The 18,469-nt window shown below is 38.0% G+C and carries 18 protein-coding genes and 1 pseudogene; 7 read left to right on the forward strand and 12 right to left on the reverse strand.

Features of this window, described 5'->3' with window-relative positions; all coding sequences use genetic code 11:
• Positions 1-17 precede the first annotated feature (17 nt).
• Positions 18-1,226, forward strand: a complete 1,209-nt coding sequence (gene ribD / locus ANA7108_RS0106245) for a bifunctional diaminohydroxyphosphoribosylaminopyrimidine deaminase/5-amino-6-(5-phosphoribosylamino)uracil reductase RibD (protein ID WP_016949914.1) — start codon at positions 18-20, stop codon at positions 1,224-1,226.
• A 35-nt stretch (positions 1,227-1,261) separates the two neighbouring features.
• Here ribD and ANA7108_RS0106250 read toward each other — a convergent pair whose 3' ends face one another.
• A complete protein-coding gene (locus ANA7108_RS0106250) occupies positions 1,262-1,480 on the reverse strand; it encodes a hypothetical protein (protein ID WP_016949915.1) in 219 nt (72 codons plus the stop codon).
• 457 nt (positions 1,481-1,937) lie between these two features.
• On the opposite strand from ANA7108_RS0106250, the gene ANA7108_RS0106255 reads away from it, so the two are divergent.
• Positions 1,938-4,133: a DNA phosphorothioation-associated putative methyltransferase gene (locus tag ANA7108_RS0106255; RefSeq protein ID WP_016949916.1), complete on the forward strand. Its 2,196-nt coding sequence runs from the start codon at positions 1,938-1,940 to the stop codon at positions 4,131-4,133.
• A 13-nt stretch (positions 4,134-4,146) separates the two neighbouring features.
• Here ANA7108_RS0106255 and ANA7108_RS0106260 read toward each other — a convergent pair whose 3' ends face one another.
• A complete protein-coding gene (locus ANA7108_RS0106260) occupies positions 4,147-4,725 on the reverse strand; it encodes a hypothetical protein (RefSeq protein ID WP_016949917.1) in 579 nt (192 codons plus the stop codon).
• Between the two features lie 83 nt (positions 4,726-4,808).
• Positions 4,809-5,792 (reverse strand): Rieske 2Fe-2S domain-containing protein, encoded by a 984-nt coding sequence (locus ANA7108_RS0106265; RefSeq protein ID WP_016949918.1) that lies wholly within the window; start codon positions 5,790-5,792, stop codon positions 4,809-4,811.
• A gap of 97 nt (positions 5,793-5,889) precedes the next feature.
• On the opposite strand from ANA7108_RS0106265, the gene ANA7108_RS0106270 reads away from it, so the two are divergent.
• Positions 5,890-6,576: a TetR/AcrR family transcriptional regulator gene (locus ANA7108_RS0106270; RefSeq protein WP_016949919.1), complete on the forward strand. Its 687-nt coding sequence runs from the start codon at positions 5,890-5,892 to the stop codon at positions 6,574-6,576.
• Between the two features lie 19 nt (positions 6,577-6,595).
• On the forward strand, positions 6,596-7,165 hold the full coding sequence (locus ANA7108_RS0106275; RefSeq protein WP_016949920.1) for a pentapeptide repeat-containing protein: 570 nt from the start codon (positions 6,596-6,598) through the stop codon (positions 7,163-7,165).
• Between the two features lie 21 nt (positions 7,166-7,186).
• On the opposite strand, the gene ANA7108_RS0106280 is transcribed toward ANA7108_RS0106275, so the two are convergent.
• Positions 7,187-7,627 carry a hypothetical protein gene (locus tag ANA7108_RS0106280; protein WP_026104012.1) on the reverse strand — a complete coding sequence of 147 codons (441 nt, stop codon included), beginning with the start codon at positions 7,625-7,627 and terminating at the stop codon, positions 7,187-7,189.
• A gap of 175 nt (positions 7,628-7,802) precedes the next feature.
• Positions 7,803-8,022 (reverse strand): annotated as a pseudogene (locus ANA7108_RS30850) (DUF72 domain-containing protein); the annotation flags it as partial.
• 227 nt (positions 8,023-8,249) lie between these two features.
• Here ANA7108_RS30850 and ANA7108_RS0106290 point away from each other — a divergent pair.
• Positions 8,250-8,684, forward strand: a complete 435-nt coding sequence (locus ANA7108_RS0106290; protein ID WP_016949923.1) for a molybdopterin-binding protein — start codon at positions 8,250-8,252, stop codon at positions 8,682-8,684.
• 156 nt (positions 8,685-8,840) lie between these two features.
• Here ANA7108_RS0106290 and ANA7108_RS0106295 read toward each other — a convergent pair whose 3' ends face one another.
• From ANA7108_RS0106295 to ANA7108_RS0106305, 3 genes are all read right to left on the reverse strand, one after another.
• On the reverse strand, positions 8,841-9,125 hold the full coding sequence (locus ANA7108_RS0106295) for a DUF427 domain-containing protein (protein WP_026104013.1): 285 nt from the start codon (positions 9,123-9,125) through the stop codon (positions 8,841-8,843).
• Positions 9,126-9,342: 217 nt separating this feature from the next.
• Positions 9,343-10,428, reverse strand: a complete 1,086-nt coding sequence (locus ANA7108_RS0106300) for a formylglycine-generating enzyme family protein (protein WP_084777006.1) — start codon at positions 10,426-10,428, stop codon at positions 9,343-9,345.
• Positions 10,429-11,073: 645 nt separating this feature from the next.
• A complete protein-coding gene (locus ANA7108_RS0106305; protein ID WP_016949926.1) occupies positions 11,074-11,517 on the reverse strand; it encodes a DUF29 domain-containing protein in 444 nt (147 codons plus the stop codon).
• Positions 11,518-11,678: 161 nt separating this feature from the next.
• On the opposite strand from ANA7108_RS0106305, the gene recQ reads away from it, so the two are divergent.
• Positions 11,679-13,844 (forward strand): DNA helicase RecQ, encoded by a 2,166-nt coding sequence (gene recQ / locus ANA7108_RS0106310; protein ID WP_016949927.1) that lies wholly within the window; start codon positions 11,679-11,681, stop codon positions 13,842-13,844.
• A gap of 469 nt (positions 13,845-14,313) precedes the next feature.
• Here recQ and ANA7108_RS0106315 read toward each other — a convergent pair whose 3' ends face one another.
• From ANA7108_RS0106315 to nagA, 4 genes are all read right to left on the reverse strand, one after another.
• The gene (locus tag ANA7108_RS0106315) at positions 14,314-14,694 is read right to left on the reverse strand and encodes a DUF423 domain-containing protein (protein WP_016949928.1); all 381 of its coding nucleotides are present in this window, start codon (positions 14,692-14,694) and stop codon (positions 14,314-14,316) included.
• Positions 14,695-14,724: 30 nt separating this feature from the next.
• On the reverse strand, positions 14,725-15,237 hold the full coding sequence (locus tag ANA7108_RS0106320) for a hypothetical protein (RefSeq protein ID WP_016949929.1): 513 nt from the start codon (positions 15,235-15,237) through the stop codon (positions 14,725-14,727).
• A gap of 376 nt (positions 15,238-15,613) precedes the next feature.
• Positions 15,614-16,297, reverse strand: coding sequence for a magnesium protoporphyrin IX methyltransferase (gene bchM, locus ANA7108_RS0106325; protein ID WP_016949930.1), 684 nt, complete (start codon positions 16,295-16,297; stop codon positions 15,614-15,616).
• A 287-nt stretch (positions 16,298-16,584) separates the two neighbouring features.
• Entirely contained in the window at positions 16,585-17,766 is a 1,182-nt protein-coding gene (nagA, locus tag ANA7108_RS0106330) for an N-acetylglucosamine-6-phosphate deacetylase (RefSeq protein ID WP_016949931.1), read from the reverse strand.
• 98 nt (positions 17,767-17,864) lie between these two features.
• On the opposite strand from nagA, the gene purE reads away from it, so the two are divergent.
• Positions 17,865-18,383 (forward strand): 5-(carboxyamino)imidazole ribonucleotide mutase, encoded by a 519-nt coding sequence (purE, locus tag ANA7108_RS0106335; RefSeq protein WP_016949932.1) that lies wholly within the window; start codon positions 17,865-17,867, stop codon positions 18,381-18,383.
• Positions 18,384-18,469: the final 86 nt, after the last annotated feature.

Genomic DNA, 18,469 nt, shown 5'->3' on the forward strand with positions numbered 1-18,469 from the left:
TTCAAGAGTTAGTTAACATGAATAACTCCCCACCTGTAGCTTCAGCAGATGCATCTTCATCCAAAGACACTCAAGAAAATCAACTTCTGGGACAATCTGTCATCAGCGTAGATATCCCAGCCCCAAAAATGGTGGGTAGTGAATTTGACTCTCGCATGATGGAACGGTGTATAGAACTAGCCCGTCGCGCTTTGGGGCGCACCTCACCAAACCCGTTAGTAGGGGCAGTAGTTGTCAAAGATGGGGAGATTGTGGGAGAAGGGTTTCATCCCCGCGCTGGTGAACCTCATGCCGAAGTTTTTGCCCTCAAAGCCGCCGGAGATAGCGCCCGTGGAGCGACAATCTATGTCAGTCTGGAACCTTGTAACCACTACGGACGAACTCCGCCCTGTTCGGAAGGATTGATCAATGCTGGTGTATCTAAGGTTGTAGTGGGTATGGTTGATCCTAATCCTCTGGTAGCTGGAGGGGGGATTGCCCGGTTACGTGCAGCGGGAATAGAAGTGGTGGTAGGGGTAGAAGAAAGTGCTTGTCGGCAGCTAAATGAAGGTTTTATACATCGTATTCTCTACAACCGGCCTTTAGGAATTTTGAAATATGCCATGACCTTAGATGGCAAAATTGCTGCTAGTTCTGGTCATAGTACTTGGGTGACAAATCCAGATGCCCGCAGCGAAGTACATCAACTTAGAGCAGCTTGTGATGCTGTAATTGTCGGTGGAAATACTGTACGGCAAGATAATCCTTATTTAACCAGCCATCAGGTAGGTGGGCATAATCCCCTGCGGGTGGTGATGAGTCGCAGTCTAAACTTTCCAGAAAATGCCCACCTCTGGGAAGTTGCTGAGGCACCAAGTTTAGTTTTGACAGAAATTGGCAGTTCCCGCGATTTTCAAGAAATGCTGCTCAAAAAGGGGGTAGAAGTGGTGGAATTTCCATCACTAACGCCCGAATTAGTGATGACTCATTTATACGAGCGAGGTTTTTGTAGCGTGTTGTGGGAATGTGGTGGTACTTTAGCAGCCAGTGCGATCGCTCAAGGAGCAGTACAAAAAATCTTGGCTTTTATTGCTCCCAAAATCATTGGTGGTACTAATGCCCCTACACCTGTAGGCGACTTAGGTTTTACTACCATGACTGAGGCGTTACCCTTAGAACGTGTTCGTTGGCGTGTCATCGGTTCTGATTGCTTAGTGGAAGGTTATTTGCCACAAAGCATTCAGTAATGATTGGTGATTTTCTCCCCATCTGCCTGGGATGTTCATGACTGCTCACGTTCATAAGCAAGATCACGGATAAGAGTTAATCTAGCTTGAATATAGTCGCAAAGGTAGTCAGCTTCACTGGGGTCTAACAAGGCTTGCTTTGTGGTCTGTTTGACTAACCACTGTACCAAACTAGCATCATCAAGCTGTAAGAGAGTCACTGCTTGGGCGGCTTCAACTATAGACCAAAGCTGACGCATAATTGTAGGAGTCATCAGACCTCTATTAAATCTTGAGATTAGTTGTTTTTAGGTTACACAATTTCGATATGAGTTGTCGAAATAAAGCTACAACATGAGACAACTGTTATTACAAACTTAACAAACAGATTTATAACTTTATGAACGTTCAGAATTTGTAAAATACATTGCTGAATTAACAAAAGTTAATCTAATTATTAACCACAATCATTGGACATTATTAACTTAACTAATATTTCTCTATTATACAAATTACATATCTAAATTCACACTATCGTTCAGATATCAGTAGTTTAATCCAGGTATATGAACCCTCAGATCAAAATAGTCATAGAAGGAAACATAACTTAACTCTAAAGTCTAAATTTATTTTATGTTTCAAGAATAAAAATTCTAAAATGCTGATTATGACTTAAAATTTTAAACATAAAACAGGGTAAATAACTTTCTTGTTAGCAGTAGTTCTTTACTAATGACTGCAATGATTAAGCCTGAAAACAACTGGAAAATACTTGAAGAAACCTGCTTAATTGCAGAACCGATTGAACAGAGTCATGTACCTACGGACAAAGAAGCGATCGCATCTAACAGAGATTTCCGTATTGCTGATTATTGCCAAAACAGTAAATTTGGTAAATTATTACCTGATGCCTTTTACATTCATGTATTAGCACTGCAAATACTTGACCCCTGGCTTCAGGAATATGAAAGCCGCGCCCGTATGATCGTACCGGAAGTAGAAGGAGCTACATTAGTTAAATTTAGTACTAATAAAGCCAAAATTTCTTATTTATTTTATCCTGATTTTGATACTGACCCTCATCCTGAATTACGAGCCAGTATTCAAGTTGATTTAGAAACCCATGAAGTTGGCTACCGCGATTACAGCGATTCAGCAAATCCCCCCATTTTGCACCGCAAAGAAACTTTTGTCACACCAGACTATCCCTTTTATCAACAGTTTGCAGCCCTAACCCGCGCACAAGAAGCTTTAGGATTACTGAATAATACCAGAGGAATTGGGACAAGAGAGGGTTGGGAAAAGCGGTTACAAGCTTATGGAGTGGAAATACAGGGACACAACCTGATTCAACGACAAATCACTAATACAGTAAATTTAACCCCAAAAATTGAGCGCCACAAAGCAGCAATTATTCGTCCTGATTTATCCCGTCCAGTTAGATTGGCCTTAGAATCTAGCTTATTTAGCCCAGAAACAAACTTTTTTGATTATGGTTGTGGACACGGTGGAGATGTCAGCCGGATTGCAGAACAAGGTTACATTAGCAGCGGTTGGGACCCTTTTTACTCTCCAAATACTCCCCGTACACCTGCGGAGATTGTCAATATTGGTTTTGTAATTAATGTTATCGAAGACCAAAGTGAACGCCGGGAAGCTTTAATACAAGCTTGGGAACTAACTCAGAAAGTGCTGCTAGTAGCCGCCCAAGTGTTAATAGCTGATATTAAACGCGGTGTAATTGCTTATGGTGATGGAGTAATTACTAGACGAAACACATTTCAGAAATATTATGAACAAGAAGAATTAAAAATTTACATTGATCAAGTGTTAGGAGTTGATGCAATTCCCGTGGCTTTGGGCGTTTACTTTGTGTTTCGGGATGAAGCTGAAGCACAGTTATTTAGGTCTTCGCGCTTCCGTTCTCGTGCTAGTACTCCAAGAATACGTGCTTGTGTGAGGCGGTTTGAAGAACATCAGCAACTGTTAGCGCCTTTGATGGCTTTTATGACGGAACGAGGAAGACTTCCTAGTAAGGGGGAATTGTCTCAAGAAGTGGAAATTTGTACAGAATTTGGTAGTTTACGGCGTGCCTTTAGTGTAATTATACAGGCGACGGACTCTGAAGAATGGGAAGCGATCGCAGACAAACGCCGTCAAGATTTGATGGTTTATTTAGCGCTGTGTAACTTTAGTCGTCGTCCCAGATTAGGACAATTAGCCCCAGCGGTACAAGAGGATATAGTTAGTTTATATAGTACTTATAAACAAGCTTGTTTAGATGCTGATCAAATGTTACGCAGTCTGGGGAATACAGAACTAATTATTAAAAGTTGTCAAGAAAGCAAAATAGGTAAAAAATTACCTAATTCCCTTTGGGTGCATATTTCTGCATTACAATCTGTTGATCCTTTACTGCGTCTTTATGAAGGTTGTGCTAGTAGGACAATTGGGCGTTTAGAAGTAGCAAATGTGATTAAATTTCATATTCAAACACCCAAAATTTCTTATTTGTTTTATCCTGATTTTGATATTGATCCTCATCCAATTTTATCAAAAGTGATGACAATTGATTTGCGAGATTTACACGTTACTTATCAAGACTATGATCTTGAAGATGATCCACCAATATTACACCAAATAGATGCTTTAGTGACTCCAGATTATCCCCAATATGAGAAATTTGCTAAATTAACTCTTCAAGAACAAGACTGGGGACTTTTGGATGATTGGCGGAGTATTCGTCGTCTTTCTGGTTGGAAACAATGTTTAAAAGAAAATTGTGCTGTTCTCAATGGTTATAAGTTAACTTGGAGCAAAGATTGTGATGCTTATAAATTGAAAATACTGAAGGCTGCTTTGAACTCTCGAAAAAGAAGGAAGAATGTATCTCACACAGAGGCGCAGAGTCGGAGAGAGGAGGAATAGATGTTTTGTTTTTTCAAATTTCTTTTGCTAGTTTTATCCAATTTTCAAGTCCTTTTTTTGTGGGTATTCCTGAGTTGTTAAATGTCCAAATATCGCGTTTGTGTTGAATTCCATAACTAATGTGAATTGGTTGTTGGTTACTGTAAAAGTAAAGGGAATCAAAAGGTAGTTTATTTTGTAAAATCCATTCTACTAATTCTGTACTTGGTAAGTCTGTAATCAAGAAATCACAAGCTGCACCTAATCTTTCACAGTAGTATTTGCCATTTTTATTGATTTCATAGCTCATGTGTTGGTCGAGATTAGGAGCTACACGCCCATTTTTTCGACCTGTAATTGGGTCTTTTTTCTCTAGATATTTTTTTAGGTCTGGAGAACAAAATCCGTAGGTAAGTTGAAATTTTTCTCTTCCGAAATAATCTATAATTGGGTCAATGATAAATTTATTTAAATCTTCTAAAGCAGGAATTACTTCTGGTAAGTTTTGAGGATAGGGGTTGATATTTTGGGAATATTTCTGATAAGTTTGGGTACAGGTACAAAATTCTTCTAAAGTTAGATATTTACTGATTTTTATTTCTTTTATATTCATAAAGTTTTAAGATTTTATTTTACGAAATAATAGAGACGTTTTGTGAAACATCTCTAAATTATTATTTTTGAGTTGTTGATGATTTATCGAGATAGATTCGGTTCGACAATCATAGGAAAATTAGCAAAGTTACGTTTTGCCCAATCCATGCCAATTTCGTTACTCATTTTTATATTTTGAGGGATGTTGGTATAGAGTTTACCTAAAATATCAGCATCTTGTTCAACTATTACTTCTGCTAATCGGACAAAATTCTTTTTAATTAAATGGGCGATAGGATGTTTGGCTTTACCATAAACCAAAACATAGGTGCGAGTATGTGTTTGTGATTCGGGAACAAAGAAATGAATTTGTTTAACACTAGCAAAAGGACTTTCACCATGTACAATTACACAGAAAGGAAAGAAATTTTCTAAATGAGCGTTAATTGTGTTTGGTATAGCTAATAGTCCGGGATTTTTGAGCAAGTCATTTAATTTAGGCTGCTTTCTAATTAAATCAAAGTAAGCATGAGAGTGATGTCCGTTGTCAATAAATTTTTTAAATTGTACTTCGGTGATCTCAAATAAAGGACGGTGTGTACCATTTTGATGATCATAGTCGTGCATATTTAGCAACATTGTCAATAGTTCAGTTTTGACACTGAAGTTTTTGCTATGTCCGATAAATTCATATTCTGCGGCAAAATCTTTTAAAATTGTCGGGATAGAAATTATAGCTTCATATCCGCCATAAGTCCAAATAAAATCACCTTGAATAATTAATTCTAAGGGTTTGCTTAAAGATTTTGTCTGCTTGTCGCTATTGGGTAATACTGTACAGCCATTGCTATCAAATTCTAAAGCATGAAATGGACAAACTACGGTACTACTACCATCTGCTTTTGTCACGCACCAACCTTCAGAAAGCATTGCACCTAAATGAGGACAAGCGTTAGGTAAGCAGCTAATTTTACCAGCGCTATCTAACCAAAGTACGTAGTCATTCCCATATAAAGAAACTTTAAAAGGCTGATTTATCTTGAGCATGGAGCGATGAGCCAATAACCAGGGTGCGCCTTGTAACATGATTATAAAACCCTATAATTTAATTAACTAATTTTTTAATTAGTTTAACGAGCAAGTTAGATGGCTGTCAACTCTTGTTACACTAAACAAGCAAAATATGTCTGGAAATGCTGTGGTGAAGTTTGTTAAGAATGAGAAAGTTGCTAGATCTGTGAGTCAGGTACGAGATGCGGAGGTGACGCAGAAGCAAATTCTTGATGCAGCGGAGATGGAGTTTGCTAGACAGGGGTTAAAGGGGGCGCGGTTAAGTGCGATCGCTCATCGTGCGAAAATTACCACAGCGATGATACATTACTACTTTGAGAATAAAGAAGGTCTATACAAAGCGGTTTTGCAGCGTCCGATTAATCAGCTAGAATTAGTAGTAGGTCAAATGAACCTTGACCATTTGCACCCAGAAGCGGCGTTAAAGGAAATTATACGATGTGCGATCGCTTATGAAGCAACTTATCCCCATCGACAGATGCTGTGGTTTCAAGAAGCGATACAAAATCAGGGTTTGTATTTTAAGCAGGTTAACCCTGGTAGTTTATACGCACCACTGCTAAAAGTTCTAGAAAGAGGAATAGAACAGGGCTGTTTCCGCCCATTAGACCCATTTTTAACCCTGACTCATTTAATTAGTGTTTGCATTTTCTATTTTGTAGTCCAAGAAAACTGGAAGCATTTGACACCAGAGATAGATCGCCTCAGTCCAGAAATGATAGATAAACATACAGAAAGTGCGATCGCCCTAATTTTAGGCGGTGTAAAGCAAACACCATCAACTCAGTGTTCCAACTAAGTACGAGAAATAAAAAACTATGAATGTTCAAGAACTTCTAACTAGGTATGCTAAAGGAGAAAGAAGCTTTCAAGGTATTGTATTACCGGAAGCAAACCTAGAAGGAGCTAACTTAGGTGGTGTAGACTTTGGTAGAGCCGATCTTAGAGGTGCTAACCTCACAGCAGCATCATTAAGTGGCGCTAATTTAAGCAAAGCCAATCTCCGAGGTGCAAAACTAGAACGAGCGTATCTATCTGAAGTTATTTTATGTGGTGCAGATTTAACTCAAGCAACTCTCACCACTGCTCATCTAAATGAATCAGACTTAAGTGGTGCATCATTAAATGGTGTAAACTTGTGTGATGCTAATTTACACATGGCATCAATCACATCAGCAAATTTGCAAGGTGCAAATCTGAGTGGTGCGAAAATGGGCGGAGTGCGGATGTGGAAAGCAAATTTGCAAGATGCTAATTTAAGTGGGGCTGACTTAAGTGAAGCAAACTTGTGTGAAGTGAATTTAACAGGAGCTAATTTAGATGACACAGATATGAGTGAAACCTTCTTAACAGGGGCGATTATGCCTGATGGGAGTATTCATAATTGATACAGCATTTGCATCAATTTTTCAATGATATTTTTTCTTGATATTTCGCCCATCTAGTCCTTCTTGAACCCATCTCAGACATTCATATTCTGATTTAAATAATTTTGGTGCTGCCAAATTATTTAAAGATTCTGGTGGATAATGATCATAAAAATATTGATTGTTTTCTTTAAATACAATTACTAAATTGTGGCGATAGACGTAGCGTGATCTAAACCCATCTTCATAACTGATAAACTCCGCATTGATATCAATATGTTCTTTGGCAATATCAACAATATTTCGCACACTGATTCCATATACTTTGGCTGGATTTTCTATTTTATGAAACTGGCTTTTTCGACCAATTTCTGACAATAGTTTGTATGAAAAAATTTCATAATTATCTACTTTACCAAAAGTAAATGGAATGATCAGATATCCTTTGTATGAAACTGAGCTTTCATATAGCAATCGACTCATCTCACCCTCTTTTGGGATAAATTCTTCCATAAATTCACCATTTTTACCTAAATTATATATACAAATATAAAACACATTGCGTACTTAGTCACTCATAACACTTTATACTTTTTGTAAAGATAGAAGTTGATAATATCGTGTTTTGAGCATTTTTATGTCAGAGTTTTAATAACTATTGCAAATAACCAGCATTATGAGGAGACATCTCTTCGGTGAGATCATGAACAAGGAAAGAAAACCGTACTCCTACTTGTAACCACTGTTGAATCTGCATTATCCATTCTTCCATAAATTGCTGATTAATTAGACAACTGCGGATGAGAAATAAAGCAAATTAAACTAAAAGGTGCTGTAAGGCTCAATTTCACGGGGAGTTGAGGTTTGCGTCGTTCCGAATTACCTCTTTTCATTAAGCAGTTAACAAGAGTAGATTGAAAATGGATCTCCTATTGCTATAGGAATAATATTTGATTTTTAAAATACACGTAGGGCTGATAATACCCACCCTACGAGACTTAAAATTTTTTAGATATTATTTAAGATATTATTTTAGATATTATTTATGATTCCTGTAGGATTGTACCAAGATAACTAAATATATACCAAATATATTGGTAATTATATGCCAAGAAAAGAACAGGGTTGGGTGACATTTCAAACATCAGAAGAGGAAAAAAAGATTTTAGAGGAGTTCTGTCAGCACTCTCAGCGAACCAAAACTGAGATTTTGCGTGAATTAGTACGAGGTCTTAATAAATACTCTTCACCACCAGTATCGCTACCAACTTCACAGGAACACGTGGAAACTCACACTTCTGAGTTGGAAATTATGAATCCCAAGAAACCATTAAAAGTTAGTTCGCGCAATGTGCTAAAAGGAGTTGTGAAACGAGTAACTACAGGAACTGTGAATACTGAAGTGACTTTAGAGATTGTTCACAGAGTTGAGTTGACTTCAATGATTACTAGAGTTTCAGCAGAGGAGTTAGAACTAGTTGAAGGTGCAGAAGCTTATGCTGTGATTAAATCTAATGATATTGTGATTGCTAAAGAATAGAGACAGATGTCAATATTTGTCGGTTAAGGTGAAAAGGGAAAGAAAAACTGGTCTTGCTGATTTGATGTATGAACGTGATTTTTGATGATGTGAAAACCTTTGTAGAGACGTTCCATGGAACGTCTCTACAGCTAAAATATCGTAATTTAAGTTAGTCTAAGCTTCCACTTTCACACCTTTCCAGAAGCCAATATAACCCTCAATATTTTTCGCTTTTTCTTTAGCACTGGGATAGTACCAAGCTGCATCTTTATTGACTTGTCCATCAACTTCAATATTATAGTAACTAGCAGTTCCTTTCCAAGGACAAGTGGTGTGGGTGTTGCTGTCTGTAAAATACTGTTTGTTAATAGCGTCAGCAGGGAAGTAATGATTTCCTTCGACGACTACGGTGTTATCGCTTTCGGCTAAAACTGTGCCGTTCCAAGTTGCTTTCATAATGAGGATTGAAAAAAGTTTACAATTATTATTGTGACATTATAAACTGCTATAAATTCACATCTGTCAGATAAACTCATGTTTTTTAATAACTTAGAAAATAAGTTTTTTGAATAACTGCTAATTCACTCATTTTTGAAAAAAAAATTCGCTCGCAAGCGCGAGCAAGGGTAAATAAAAGAAAGAGCAAAGAGCAAAAGCGCAAGAGTGCAAAGGGCTACTAAGTCCTTGCCGCACCACTACACACAACCCGAAAACCGACAACGGCGCTGAAGCCGAAGAGGAAGTTGACGCGAGAAGCAGATCGGCAATACCCAGGATTGAAGCCCCACGAACCACCGCGCAGCATTCTTATATTACTATCTGTAGTAATATCTATCCATACGCTTTCATCCATAGGCGCAGCGTTATAACTATTATGCCCATGGTCTTGACACCATTCCCATACATTTCCGTGCATATCATATAGTCCAAAGTTATTGGCTACTTTAAAACTTCCTACTTCTGTTGTTTCTCCTCTATAACTTCCTTTAACTCCATTACCATAGATGTAGTTACCATCATAGTTAGCCAAATCTGTTGTAATTGTTTCCCCAAAGTGAAATGGTGTGGTTGTTCCTGCACGACAAGCATATTCCCATTGTGCTTCACTTGGTAGGTGATACTCTCTCTTTGTATGGTTTGAGAGGCGTAAACAAAACTCAACGGCATCATCCCAAGAAACACCCTCTACAGGGCGATTTGCTCCTTTAAAATAAGATGGGTCAGGATTGAGTTGTTTATTTGCTTTTTGAAAGTGACTAGCTACCTCTTGCCATTGTGCCTGGGTAACAGGATACTTACCCATAAAAAAGGGTTTTATAATTACTTCATGTTGGGGAGATTCACGTTTAAAATAATCTATTGTATATTGTTTACACAGTTTCTTGATTTCTTGATCGTCTGTTCCCATTTGGAATTCTCCACCTGGTATATATACCATTTCTAGGTTTATATCTTCAAATAATTTCTCGATAAAGTATTGAGTAGGTTGATTATTTATATCTATGCATTGATATGATTTATTTTGGCGAGTAACTTTGACCCCATTTGTTGTATTTGCACTGACAGTAGCGACTTCAAAATAAGAAAATTTTATGGACTTAGAAGCATCATTCAACATTCGATAAGCATAAGCTTCCAAATCTGGATCATGCTCTTTTCCTTTAACATTTGTATGAATAAAATTATTTCGTAAATCTTGAAAGAGTTCTTTATGTGTTGCTTCATCAACATACAACCAACCAGGTTCTGCTGCTGTAACCATCCGGGAAACTGTAAATAGAACACGGTGTCCTATTATTTTGTCAATACCTGATTGAGATTTATCATATCTCACATCTTGCACCTACCGAATAAACCCAGAAATAGCAGATGCAAATTACAAAAAAATCACAGTGTATCCATGCTAAGTATCCAGGAGTGATAGTCATAAAGATAACGTAAGTGTTGGCAATATTACACAAAAAATCCCAGAGTGATGTTGATGTAGTGGAAGCAATCGAAGAATATAAAATCAATGCCTATGTTTGCATTTGGGACTAAAAACATGAGAGAAAAGGCGTGAAATATATCATAAAAAAGCAAGAACAATGCTTGCCCACGCCCAGAAGCTAGTCTACACCCTATCTGAATTGATGCCTATTTTCAGGTGCAAGATGTGAGTTAGTAGAAACCTCATCCATAAGAAATTTTTATGTATATAAAGCAACGGATGTATATAACATCATTACACACAGATATTATCACTCTAAGTCGCTTTTTTATAACTCTGGATAGAGGAAATTGGAGAAATTTAATAAAATAGAACTTTAAGGTGCGTCAGACTGCATAAATCTAGTAAATAAACATATTTTTGATATCTGACGCACCCTACAATAGATTTTTGGTGTGACACGCAGCTTTAGTCCTATTAAGGCAACCAATTTTTATCCAAAATTTGCTCTAAGCTATAAGGACAGATTTCAGTTAAAATAGTTAGCTGTGTTTTAGCTTTGACATAATCCAAGGCATTACTATAAATTGTGCTGAAATTATCCTCTAAATGGTTGCGTAGATTTGTGGTTATATCTTCATTTAATTGATTACGAAAACTGGTGATTTCTGCTGCCCAATGATTAGCATTTCTTGGCTTTTCTAAATCCCAATATTGATAAAGTAATAAATGTCTAAGAATCTGCTCTAACAGACTTCTTACTCGCCTTTTCTCGTTTTTAGCCAAGTCTTCCAACTCTTCTATTAAATTTTCATAATCAATGTCTGCCAATTGACCATTTTTGAGACATTTAATAGTCTCCTCTAACCATTGCAGGTAATTGGATTCATATAATGTCTTGATGTCAATGATTACAGTCATTAGCTGATTTTGTAGTTTTGATGTTTAATCTCTATGAATGGATTTTAACTAATTATGTTAATTTTTGTCGATGTATTCCCCTTCCCTATTCGTCAACGTGAGTTAAAATCCTAATATCTTTATCACAACCCACGCAGACAATACAGAAATAGCCATCTACCATGCTTCAGTATCCTCACTTAGAAAAAGCTTTAAAACATCATTTTGGTTATGATCAATTTCGCCCTGGACAAAGGCAAATTATTGAAGATGCGCTGGAAAATCGTGATTTAATGGTAGTCATGCCCACAGGTGGGGGTAAATCTCTATGCTTTCAATTACCGGCACTTTTGAAACCAGGTTTAACTGTAGTAGTGTCACCGTTGATAGCTTTAATGCAAGATCAAGTGGAAGCACTGCGAAATAACAACATTTCTGCCACATTTCTGAATAGTAGTCTTAACAGTTATAAAGTTCGCTCTCGTGAAGAAGCGATTATGAATGGTAAGATAAAATTACTTTATGTCGCTCCAGAACGCCTGATTAGTGACCGATTTCTCCCGCTTTTAGATGTAGTTAAAGAAAAAGTCGGAATTTCTACATTTGCTATAGATGAAGCACACTGTGTCTCAGAATGGGGACATGATTTTCGCCCAGAATATCGACAGTTAAGATTACTGCGGAAACGTTATCCTGATGTGCCTACAGTTGCACTGACTGCTACCGCTACAGATAGAGTCAGGGCTGATATTATCGAACAATTAGGATTAAAAAAACCAAGTATTCACATTGCTAGTTTTAACCGTCAAAATCTTTATTATGAAGTTCGTTCTAAAAGTAACCGTGCTTATGCTGAATTATTAGAAATAGTTAGAGAAAATGAAGGTTCAGGAATTATCTATTGTTTAACTCGGAAAAAAGTTGATGAAATAACTTTAAAATTACAAAATGATAAAGTTTCTGCTTTACCTTATCACGCTGGTTTAAGTGATAAAGAAAGGTCGGAAAATCAAACTCGCTTTATTCGGGATGATGTGCGGGTAATGGTAGCCACAATTGCCTTTGGTATGGGCATTAATAAGCCTGATGTGCGGTTTGTAGTTCATTCTGATTTACCCCGAAATTTAGAAAGTTATTATCAAGAATCAGGAAGAGCCGGCAGAGATGATGAACCTTCTAAATGTACACTATTTTTTAATTATGGTGATATTAAAACCATTGAGTGGAGTATTAATCAAAAACCAGATCCACAGGAACAATTAATTGCGAAACAACAATTACGCCAAGTTATTGATTATGCAGAAGGGACAGATTGTAGAAGGACAATTCAATTAAGTTATTTTGGGGAAAGATTTCCTGGAAATTGTGGAAATTGTGATAATTGTCGTTATCCCAAACCTGTACAAGATTGGACAATTGAAGCCATGAAGTTTTTATCTTGTGTGGCTAGGTGTAAAGAGAGATTTGGGATGTTACACATTATTGATGTGTTAAGAGGAGGAAAAAACCAGAAAATTATTGTTAATAAACATGATCAACTTTCTACTTACGGCATTGGTAAAGATAAAACTGTAGATGAGTGGAGGATGTTGGGGCGATCGCTCTTACATCAAGGTATACTAGAGCAAACCCCTGATGGTTACTCGGTTTTGAAGCTTAACGCCCTGAGTTGGGAAGTAATGCGAAAACAGCGTCCAGTCTTGATTGCGGTTCCTGTAATGCAGAAAATTACCTTAGATGAGGGAAATATCAAAGCCGCAGAGGTAGAAATTCTGATGCAAAGGTTGCGATCGCTTCGTAAACAACTAGCCGATGAACAATCTGTTCCACCTTACGTCATCTTTCATGATTCTACCCTAAAATTAATGGCACAAGTACAACCTAGAACTTTATATGAATTTGGTGAACTTTCTGGGGTAGGTAGTCATAAATTAGCTCAATATGGGGATAAATTCTTAGCAGAAATTCAAGCCTATCGTCAAGAACAAGGTATACAAACATCAACAGTTAATCAAGTTAATTACGCACCAGTTAATAACTTTCCTTCTGATACCGAATTAACAACACTTCAGTTATATCAGCAGGGTTTCAGTATTGAAGAAATTTCCCAAAAACGTAACATTCGCCCCACAACAATTATTCGTCATTTAGCAGATTTAATTGAGAAAAATCAACCTATAGATTTAAGCCGGTTAGTAACTCTAGAACATCAACAAAAAATTTGGCAAGTTTTAGAAGTTCTCGGCGATATTTCACTTACTCCCATTCGAGACTATTTAGGTGAAAGCTACAGTTTTGATGAAATTCGCTTAGTTAGAGGAAAGTGGAGACGAGAAAAAATTAAGTAAATTTACAAACTCTGACTTTGACCACTAGATAGTTGATGGGGATGATAGCTTTGAGGGAATTTTTCCGGGTCTAAGTAGTAGGTGGGCGTTAAAAATTGTCGTTGGGGTAAGGCAGGGAGCAGGGGGCTTTCTAGCAGGGAGAAAGAGGGTTTCAGCCCTATTTACTTTTCTTCACATACCTTTAAATTTTTCTGTTTACCTACTTAAACTAACCAAGTTTAACATTTTATCGACTCTCTCCTCTATTCGTTGTGGTGTCCATTTTTTTAAAGAGGGTATAATGACACTGTTTTTTTCGTGTCACTCTCCTTGTAAAAACATCCTTTTTTTGACTGAGCTTTAAACTCTTAAACTTTAGTTTCTTATCTGTTCCCTGTTAAGAGTTCCCTGTTCCCTTTTTTTGTAATTAAAACTCTTATAGAGACGTTGTTCGCAACGTCTCCAATCTCAAAAATCAGATCAATCACTGTCAGAATTTCATACTTCCAGCACTAATAGCCAAAACACCCCAACCAGCCATTAATGCTATTCCTCCTAAAGGGGCTATTGCTCCCAAGGACTTGATACCAGTTAAGCTGATAGCATACAAGCTACCGGAGAATATAACCACACCAACAATAAATAACCAACCACTGACTACAAGGGTAGTTGGGGGTGATTCGAGACGACTCATCAGGATAGCAATCAACAAAAGTGCCAGAGCATGATACATTTGGTAGCGAGCGCCAGTGTCGAAAATTTCCAAAGATCGCTCGCTGATTTTTTCCCGCAAAGCATGAGCGCCAAAAGCCCCACCAGCAACAGACAAACCGCCAAAAATGGCAGCTACAGTTAAAAAAATCTGCGTCATCAGACTTAGCCGTAAATTACTGGAGTGATACTAAACATCAAAATGATATGATACAGCTCCTTCTTCGGTGACTTGAAAATTCGCATTAAACTCTTTAGCTTTTTCATCTAAATATTGTCTAGCTTCAGTTGCTGGTAATTGCGACTGCATGGCAAAGTTTAACAGAGTTATTTTTCCTTGATTTTCTTGTAACATTTGATAAAATTTTGATAGCTTTGCTTGTTCTTGGCATCGCAAATATTCGTGCATTTGTTGATTAATCGCTTTTTTATCTTGTTGGTTTTGCTTGTACAATCCCAAAGCTAACCATACCCCCAAGATTGCTGTAGGAACACCAAAGATGATACCTTGCATAGCGGTATTATCAAGTTGATAGATGGCATCTTTATTGATAATATCTTTTGTCAAGGCTTCATTTTCTAACCCTGGTAAAATGGGCTTGAGTGTGGTGTTTTTAGTACTTACTGCTGAGACTGATATGGTTAAAAACATGAATCCGAGTGTAAGCAACCAACCAGCAGCCAATTTTTCAGCCGTTTTCATAGTTTTGCTTTAGAGTTAGACTTTGCTTGCGATTTTAACCCCACTTGAGTCATGTTTCCAGTCATATTTCCACAAATCCGTTATAAAGATATTAAATAAAATACTTCCTATAAAGATATAGAACTTACGCATTGACAAAGTTCATCAAATATGAGTTGTGGATTTTATCTCTTCTATGGTGCGTCAGACCCGATAATTTACCCACAATTAACAAAATTCTGCCATCTGACGCACCCTACTAATATGCCGGAAATAACTAATTTTAGTATAGTGCGTAAGTCCTAAGATATTAATTCAGAATCAAAGCTGAAACAAATATGTAAGTTGTAAACCGCAGCAAAATCAATACTGTGTTTCTGCTGCGATGTTTACTTAATTATCTTGTAGCTTCTAACAACCGAGAAAAGTAGAAGCGAGTCTGAGTCATTGCTTGTCTTTGGACTGTAAATCCATTTTTTTCCAGAATTTTCACCACATCAACTTCCCGGTGTAAATAAGCGCGAGTGGCTTTACTTGGGCCAGGAAAGAAACTACCAATTTTCTTGAGAATAGTCAAAAAGAAGGTTTTAGGTGCAAAACTCAGGATAATTCGTGATTGTGCTAAAGAACAGAGGTGAGAAATCATTTCATCTGCTTTTTCTTGAGGGTAATGAATCAAAACATCTAAGCAAATAACTGTGTCATAATTACCAGTCAAAGATTCCAAATCCTGAACAGCAAAGGTAGGATTTACAGTATTAAATAAAACCTGCACAGCCCTATCTTGGGCTTCAGAAACCATTTTGGCAGAAATATCACTGGCGTAAACTTTAGCACCATCTATGGCTAAGGGAATACTCAAACTACCTACACCACAACCAGCATCGCAGATTGACAATTCTGCTAAATTTTGGTCTGCTTCCAACCAGCCGATGACTGTATCTACGGTTTGTTGGTGTCCAGTGCGAATATCTAGTTGGACTTTGTTAACTTGCCCATCACCGTAGATGCGTTGCCAACGGTCAAAACCTGTTGAATTGAAGTACTCGCGTACAATTGTTTTATCGTCGGCTGCGTTCATAAAGTCACTATTTAACGGTTCACAATTCTTAAAATTATCATTTGTTCGTGGTCAGTTGTCAGTTTTTAGGGCATGGGCAATAGAATGTAGAGACACGGGGACGCGGAGACAGGGGGATGCGGGGACACGGTGACGTGGAGACACGGTGACGCGGGGACACGGAGACACGGGGACGCGGAGACACGGGGACGCGGAGACACGGGGACACGGTGAGTTTTTTTGATAAGTAATTAGACACAAACAGGCTTTCAACTCTGTCACCTGTCACCTGTCACCTGTCACCTCCTCTACCTATCACCTGTCAACCTTTGCCAAGAAAGTTCTCCTGTGGCTTCATCTTGATGCCAGCGTAAGAAATTAGCAGGTTGATTGGGGGTAAGTGTGGGTAAATTAATAGCCTTTCTGGGTGCGTCTGTAGCTAGATAAATGGCTTTTTCTACGTCGCATATTCCCCACTTCACCAAGTTCTGTACTCCTACTAATAAGGGCAAAGTCGTCCCTGATAAAGTACCATCAGCTAATCTGGCTGTACCGTTAATAATCTCAATTTGCCGACTATCCCAAGGATATACGCCATCTGCTAATCCTAATGGTGCTAGGGCATCACTGACAAGAAACAACCCTTTACTGGCACGGAGGAGAATTTCTAGCATGATCGGGACAACGTGCTGTCCATCAGCAATAAAACTACACATCACACCGGGATTGTTCATAGCTGCACCTAATAATCCTGGTTCGCGGTGATGTAATGGTGGCATGGCGTTGAAGGCATGAGTTATCATGGTTACACCCATTTCAAAGGCGCTTTGTGCTTCCACTGCGGTTGCTTGAGAATGTCCTAAACTGACGATGATTCCTAAAGAACGCAAATATGGGATAACTTTACCTGTGGTATCTAATTCTGGTGCTAAGGTGATGATTTTGATAATGGAAGCATAATCGCCAATAAGTCGCTTGACTTTATCAATGCTTAGGGGGAGAAGGTATTCTGCTGGATGTGCGCCACGTTTGTAGTAGTTTAAAAAAGGACCTTCTAGATGCACTCCCAGAATTTTGGCTGAGTTGACAGAGATGGAAGAAAAATTAGCGATGACGGCAAGCGATCGCTGTATATTTTCTATAGACGTTGTCACCAGGGTTGGTAAATATCCATCAACACCGACATTCCACAAGAATTGAGAGATATTTTCCAGCATTGGGGCATTTTCTGCCGTTAAATCAGGAAAAGCCAAACCTAGCCCACCGTTAATTTGCAAATCCACGCCACCTAAGGAAATCCAGTCACCAGCCACATCCAAAATTTGTAAATCTTCTGCTGGAAGGCGTTTGCAGACTGTACCCATAGGCAAAATTTGCTCAATTATACCGTTTTCATTTACCCAGATCATCTGCAAATCTTGATAACCGGGTACTCTTGCATTGATAATATCTACGTTTGAGAGGATGGGATTTGGTGTTGCTTTGGTCATTACCCTAGCCAGAAAAAGCTAAATCTCAATTGATTGTAGATGGAAGCATCAGCAATTAATCCAAAATCTAAAATCTAAAATCTAAAATCTAAAATTATATGAGTCTGCAAATTGGTATTATCATGGGCAGTGATTCGGATTTGCCCACAATGAAAGATGCGATCGCAGTTTGTGAAGAATTCGGGATTGAATGCGAAGTTGCGATCGTCTCTGCCCATCGTACCCCAGAACGGATGGTGGAATATGCTCAAACAGCACATCAACGCGGTATTAAAGTCATTATTGCTGGTGCAGGCGGTGCAGCGCATCTGCCTGGAATGGTAGCATCTTTAACCCCACTCCCTGTAATTGGTGTCCCCGTTGCCACTCGTAACTTACAAGGTGTGGATTCTTTATATTCAATTGTGCAGATGCCAGCAGGAATACCCGTAGCTACGGTAGCCATTGGTAATGCCAAAAATGCTGGACTTTTAGCAATACAGATTCTTGCGACTCACCAACCAGAATTATTGCAAAAAGTCCAAGAATATCGTCAAAGTTTGTCTGCGTCAGTTATGGAAAAGCAAGCCAAATTAGAACAATTGGGCTATCAGCAATACTTGCAGCAAATGTTTTAATTATTACATTAACCTCAGCAAAATTTGCCATAAGTGAATTATGATTTTTTATCCTATAAACATAATTCATTAAATTTTTATATAGC

This window comes from Anabaena sp. PCC 7108, from assembly GCF_000332135.1.
In the GTDB taxonomy this organism is placed as follows: domain Bacteria; phylum Cyanobacteriota; class Cyanobacteriia; order Cyanobacteriales; family Nostocaceae; genus Anabaena.

What these genes read in the sequence shown, in the direction of transcription:
- ANA7108_RS0106275 (WP_016949920.1), top strand. Translation starts at nt 6,596, where the DNA reads ATGAATGTTCAAGAACTTCTAACTAGGTATGCTAAAGGAGAAAGAAGC.
- ANA7108_RS0106250 (WP_016949915.1), bottom strand. Translation starts at nt 1,480, where the DNA reads ATGACTCCTACAATTATGCGTCAGCTTTGGTCTATAGTTGAAGCCGCC.
- nagA (WP_016949931.1), bottom strand. Translation starts at nt 17,766, where the DNA reads ATGACCAAAGCAACACCAAATCCCATCCTCTCAAACGTAGATATTATC.
- ANA7108_RS0106315 (WP_016949928.1), bottom strand. Translation starts at nt 14,694, where the DNA reads ATGACGCAGATTTTTTTAACTGTAGCTGCCATTTTTGGCGGTTTGTCT.
- bchM (WP_016949930.1), bottom strand. Translation starts at nt 16,297, where the DNA reads ATGAACGCAGCCGACGATAAAACAATTGTACGCGAGTACTTCAATTCA.
- recQ (WP_016949927.1), top strand. Translation starts at nt 11,679, where the DNA reads ATGCTTCAGTATCCTCACTTAGAAAAAGCTTTAAAACATCATTTTGGT.
- ANA7108_RS0106305 (WP_016949926.1), bottom strand. Translation starts at nt 11,517, where the DNA reads ATGACTGTAATCATTGACATCAAGACATTATATGAATCCAATTACCTG.
- ANA7108_RS0106270 (WP_016949919.1), top strand. Translation starts at nt 5,890, where the DNA reads ATGTCTGGAAATGCTGTGGTGAAGTTTGTTAAGAATGAGAAAGTTGCT.
- ANA7108_RS0106280 (WP_026104012.1), bottom strand. Translation starts at nt 7,627, where the DNA reads ATGAGTCGATTGCTATATGAAAGCTCAGTTTCATACAAAGGATATCTG.
- ANA7108_RS0106255 (WP_016949916.1), top strand. Translation starts at nt 1,938, where the DNA reads ATGACTGCAATGATTAAGCCTGAAAACAACTGGAAAATACTTGAAGAA.
- ribD (WP_016949914.1), top strand. Translation starts at nt 18, where the DNA reads ATGAATAACTCCCCACCTGTAGCTTCAGCAGATGCATCTTCATCCAAA.
- ANA7108_RS0106320 (WP_016949929.1), bottom strand. Translation starts at nt 15,237, where the DNA reads ATGAAAACGGCTGAAAAATTGGCTGCTGGTTGGTTGCTTACACTCGGA.
- purE (WP_016949932.1), top strand. Translation starts at nt 17,865, where the DNA reads ATGAGTCTGCAAATTGGTATTATCATGGGCAGTGATTCGGATTTGCCC.
- ANA7108_RS0106300 (WP_084777006.1), bottom strand. Translation starts at nt 10,428, where the DNA reads ATGGTTACAGCAGCAGAACCTGGTTGGTTGTATGTTGATGAAGCAACA.
- ANA7108_RS0106265 (WP_016949918.1), bottom strand. Translation starts at nt 5,792, where the DNA reads ATGTTACAAGGCGCACCCTGGTTATTGGCTCATCGCTCCATGCTCAAG.
- ANA7108_RS0106290 (WP_016949923.1), top strand. Translation starts at nt 8,250, where the DNA reads ATGCCAAGAAAAGAACAGGGTTGGGTGACATTTCAAACATCAGAAGAG.
- ANA7108_RS0106260 (WP_016949917.1), bottom strand. Translation starts at nt 4,725, where the DNA reads ATGAATATAAAAGAAATAAAAATCAGTAAATATCTAACTTTAGAAGAA.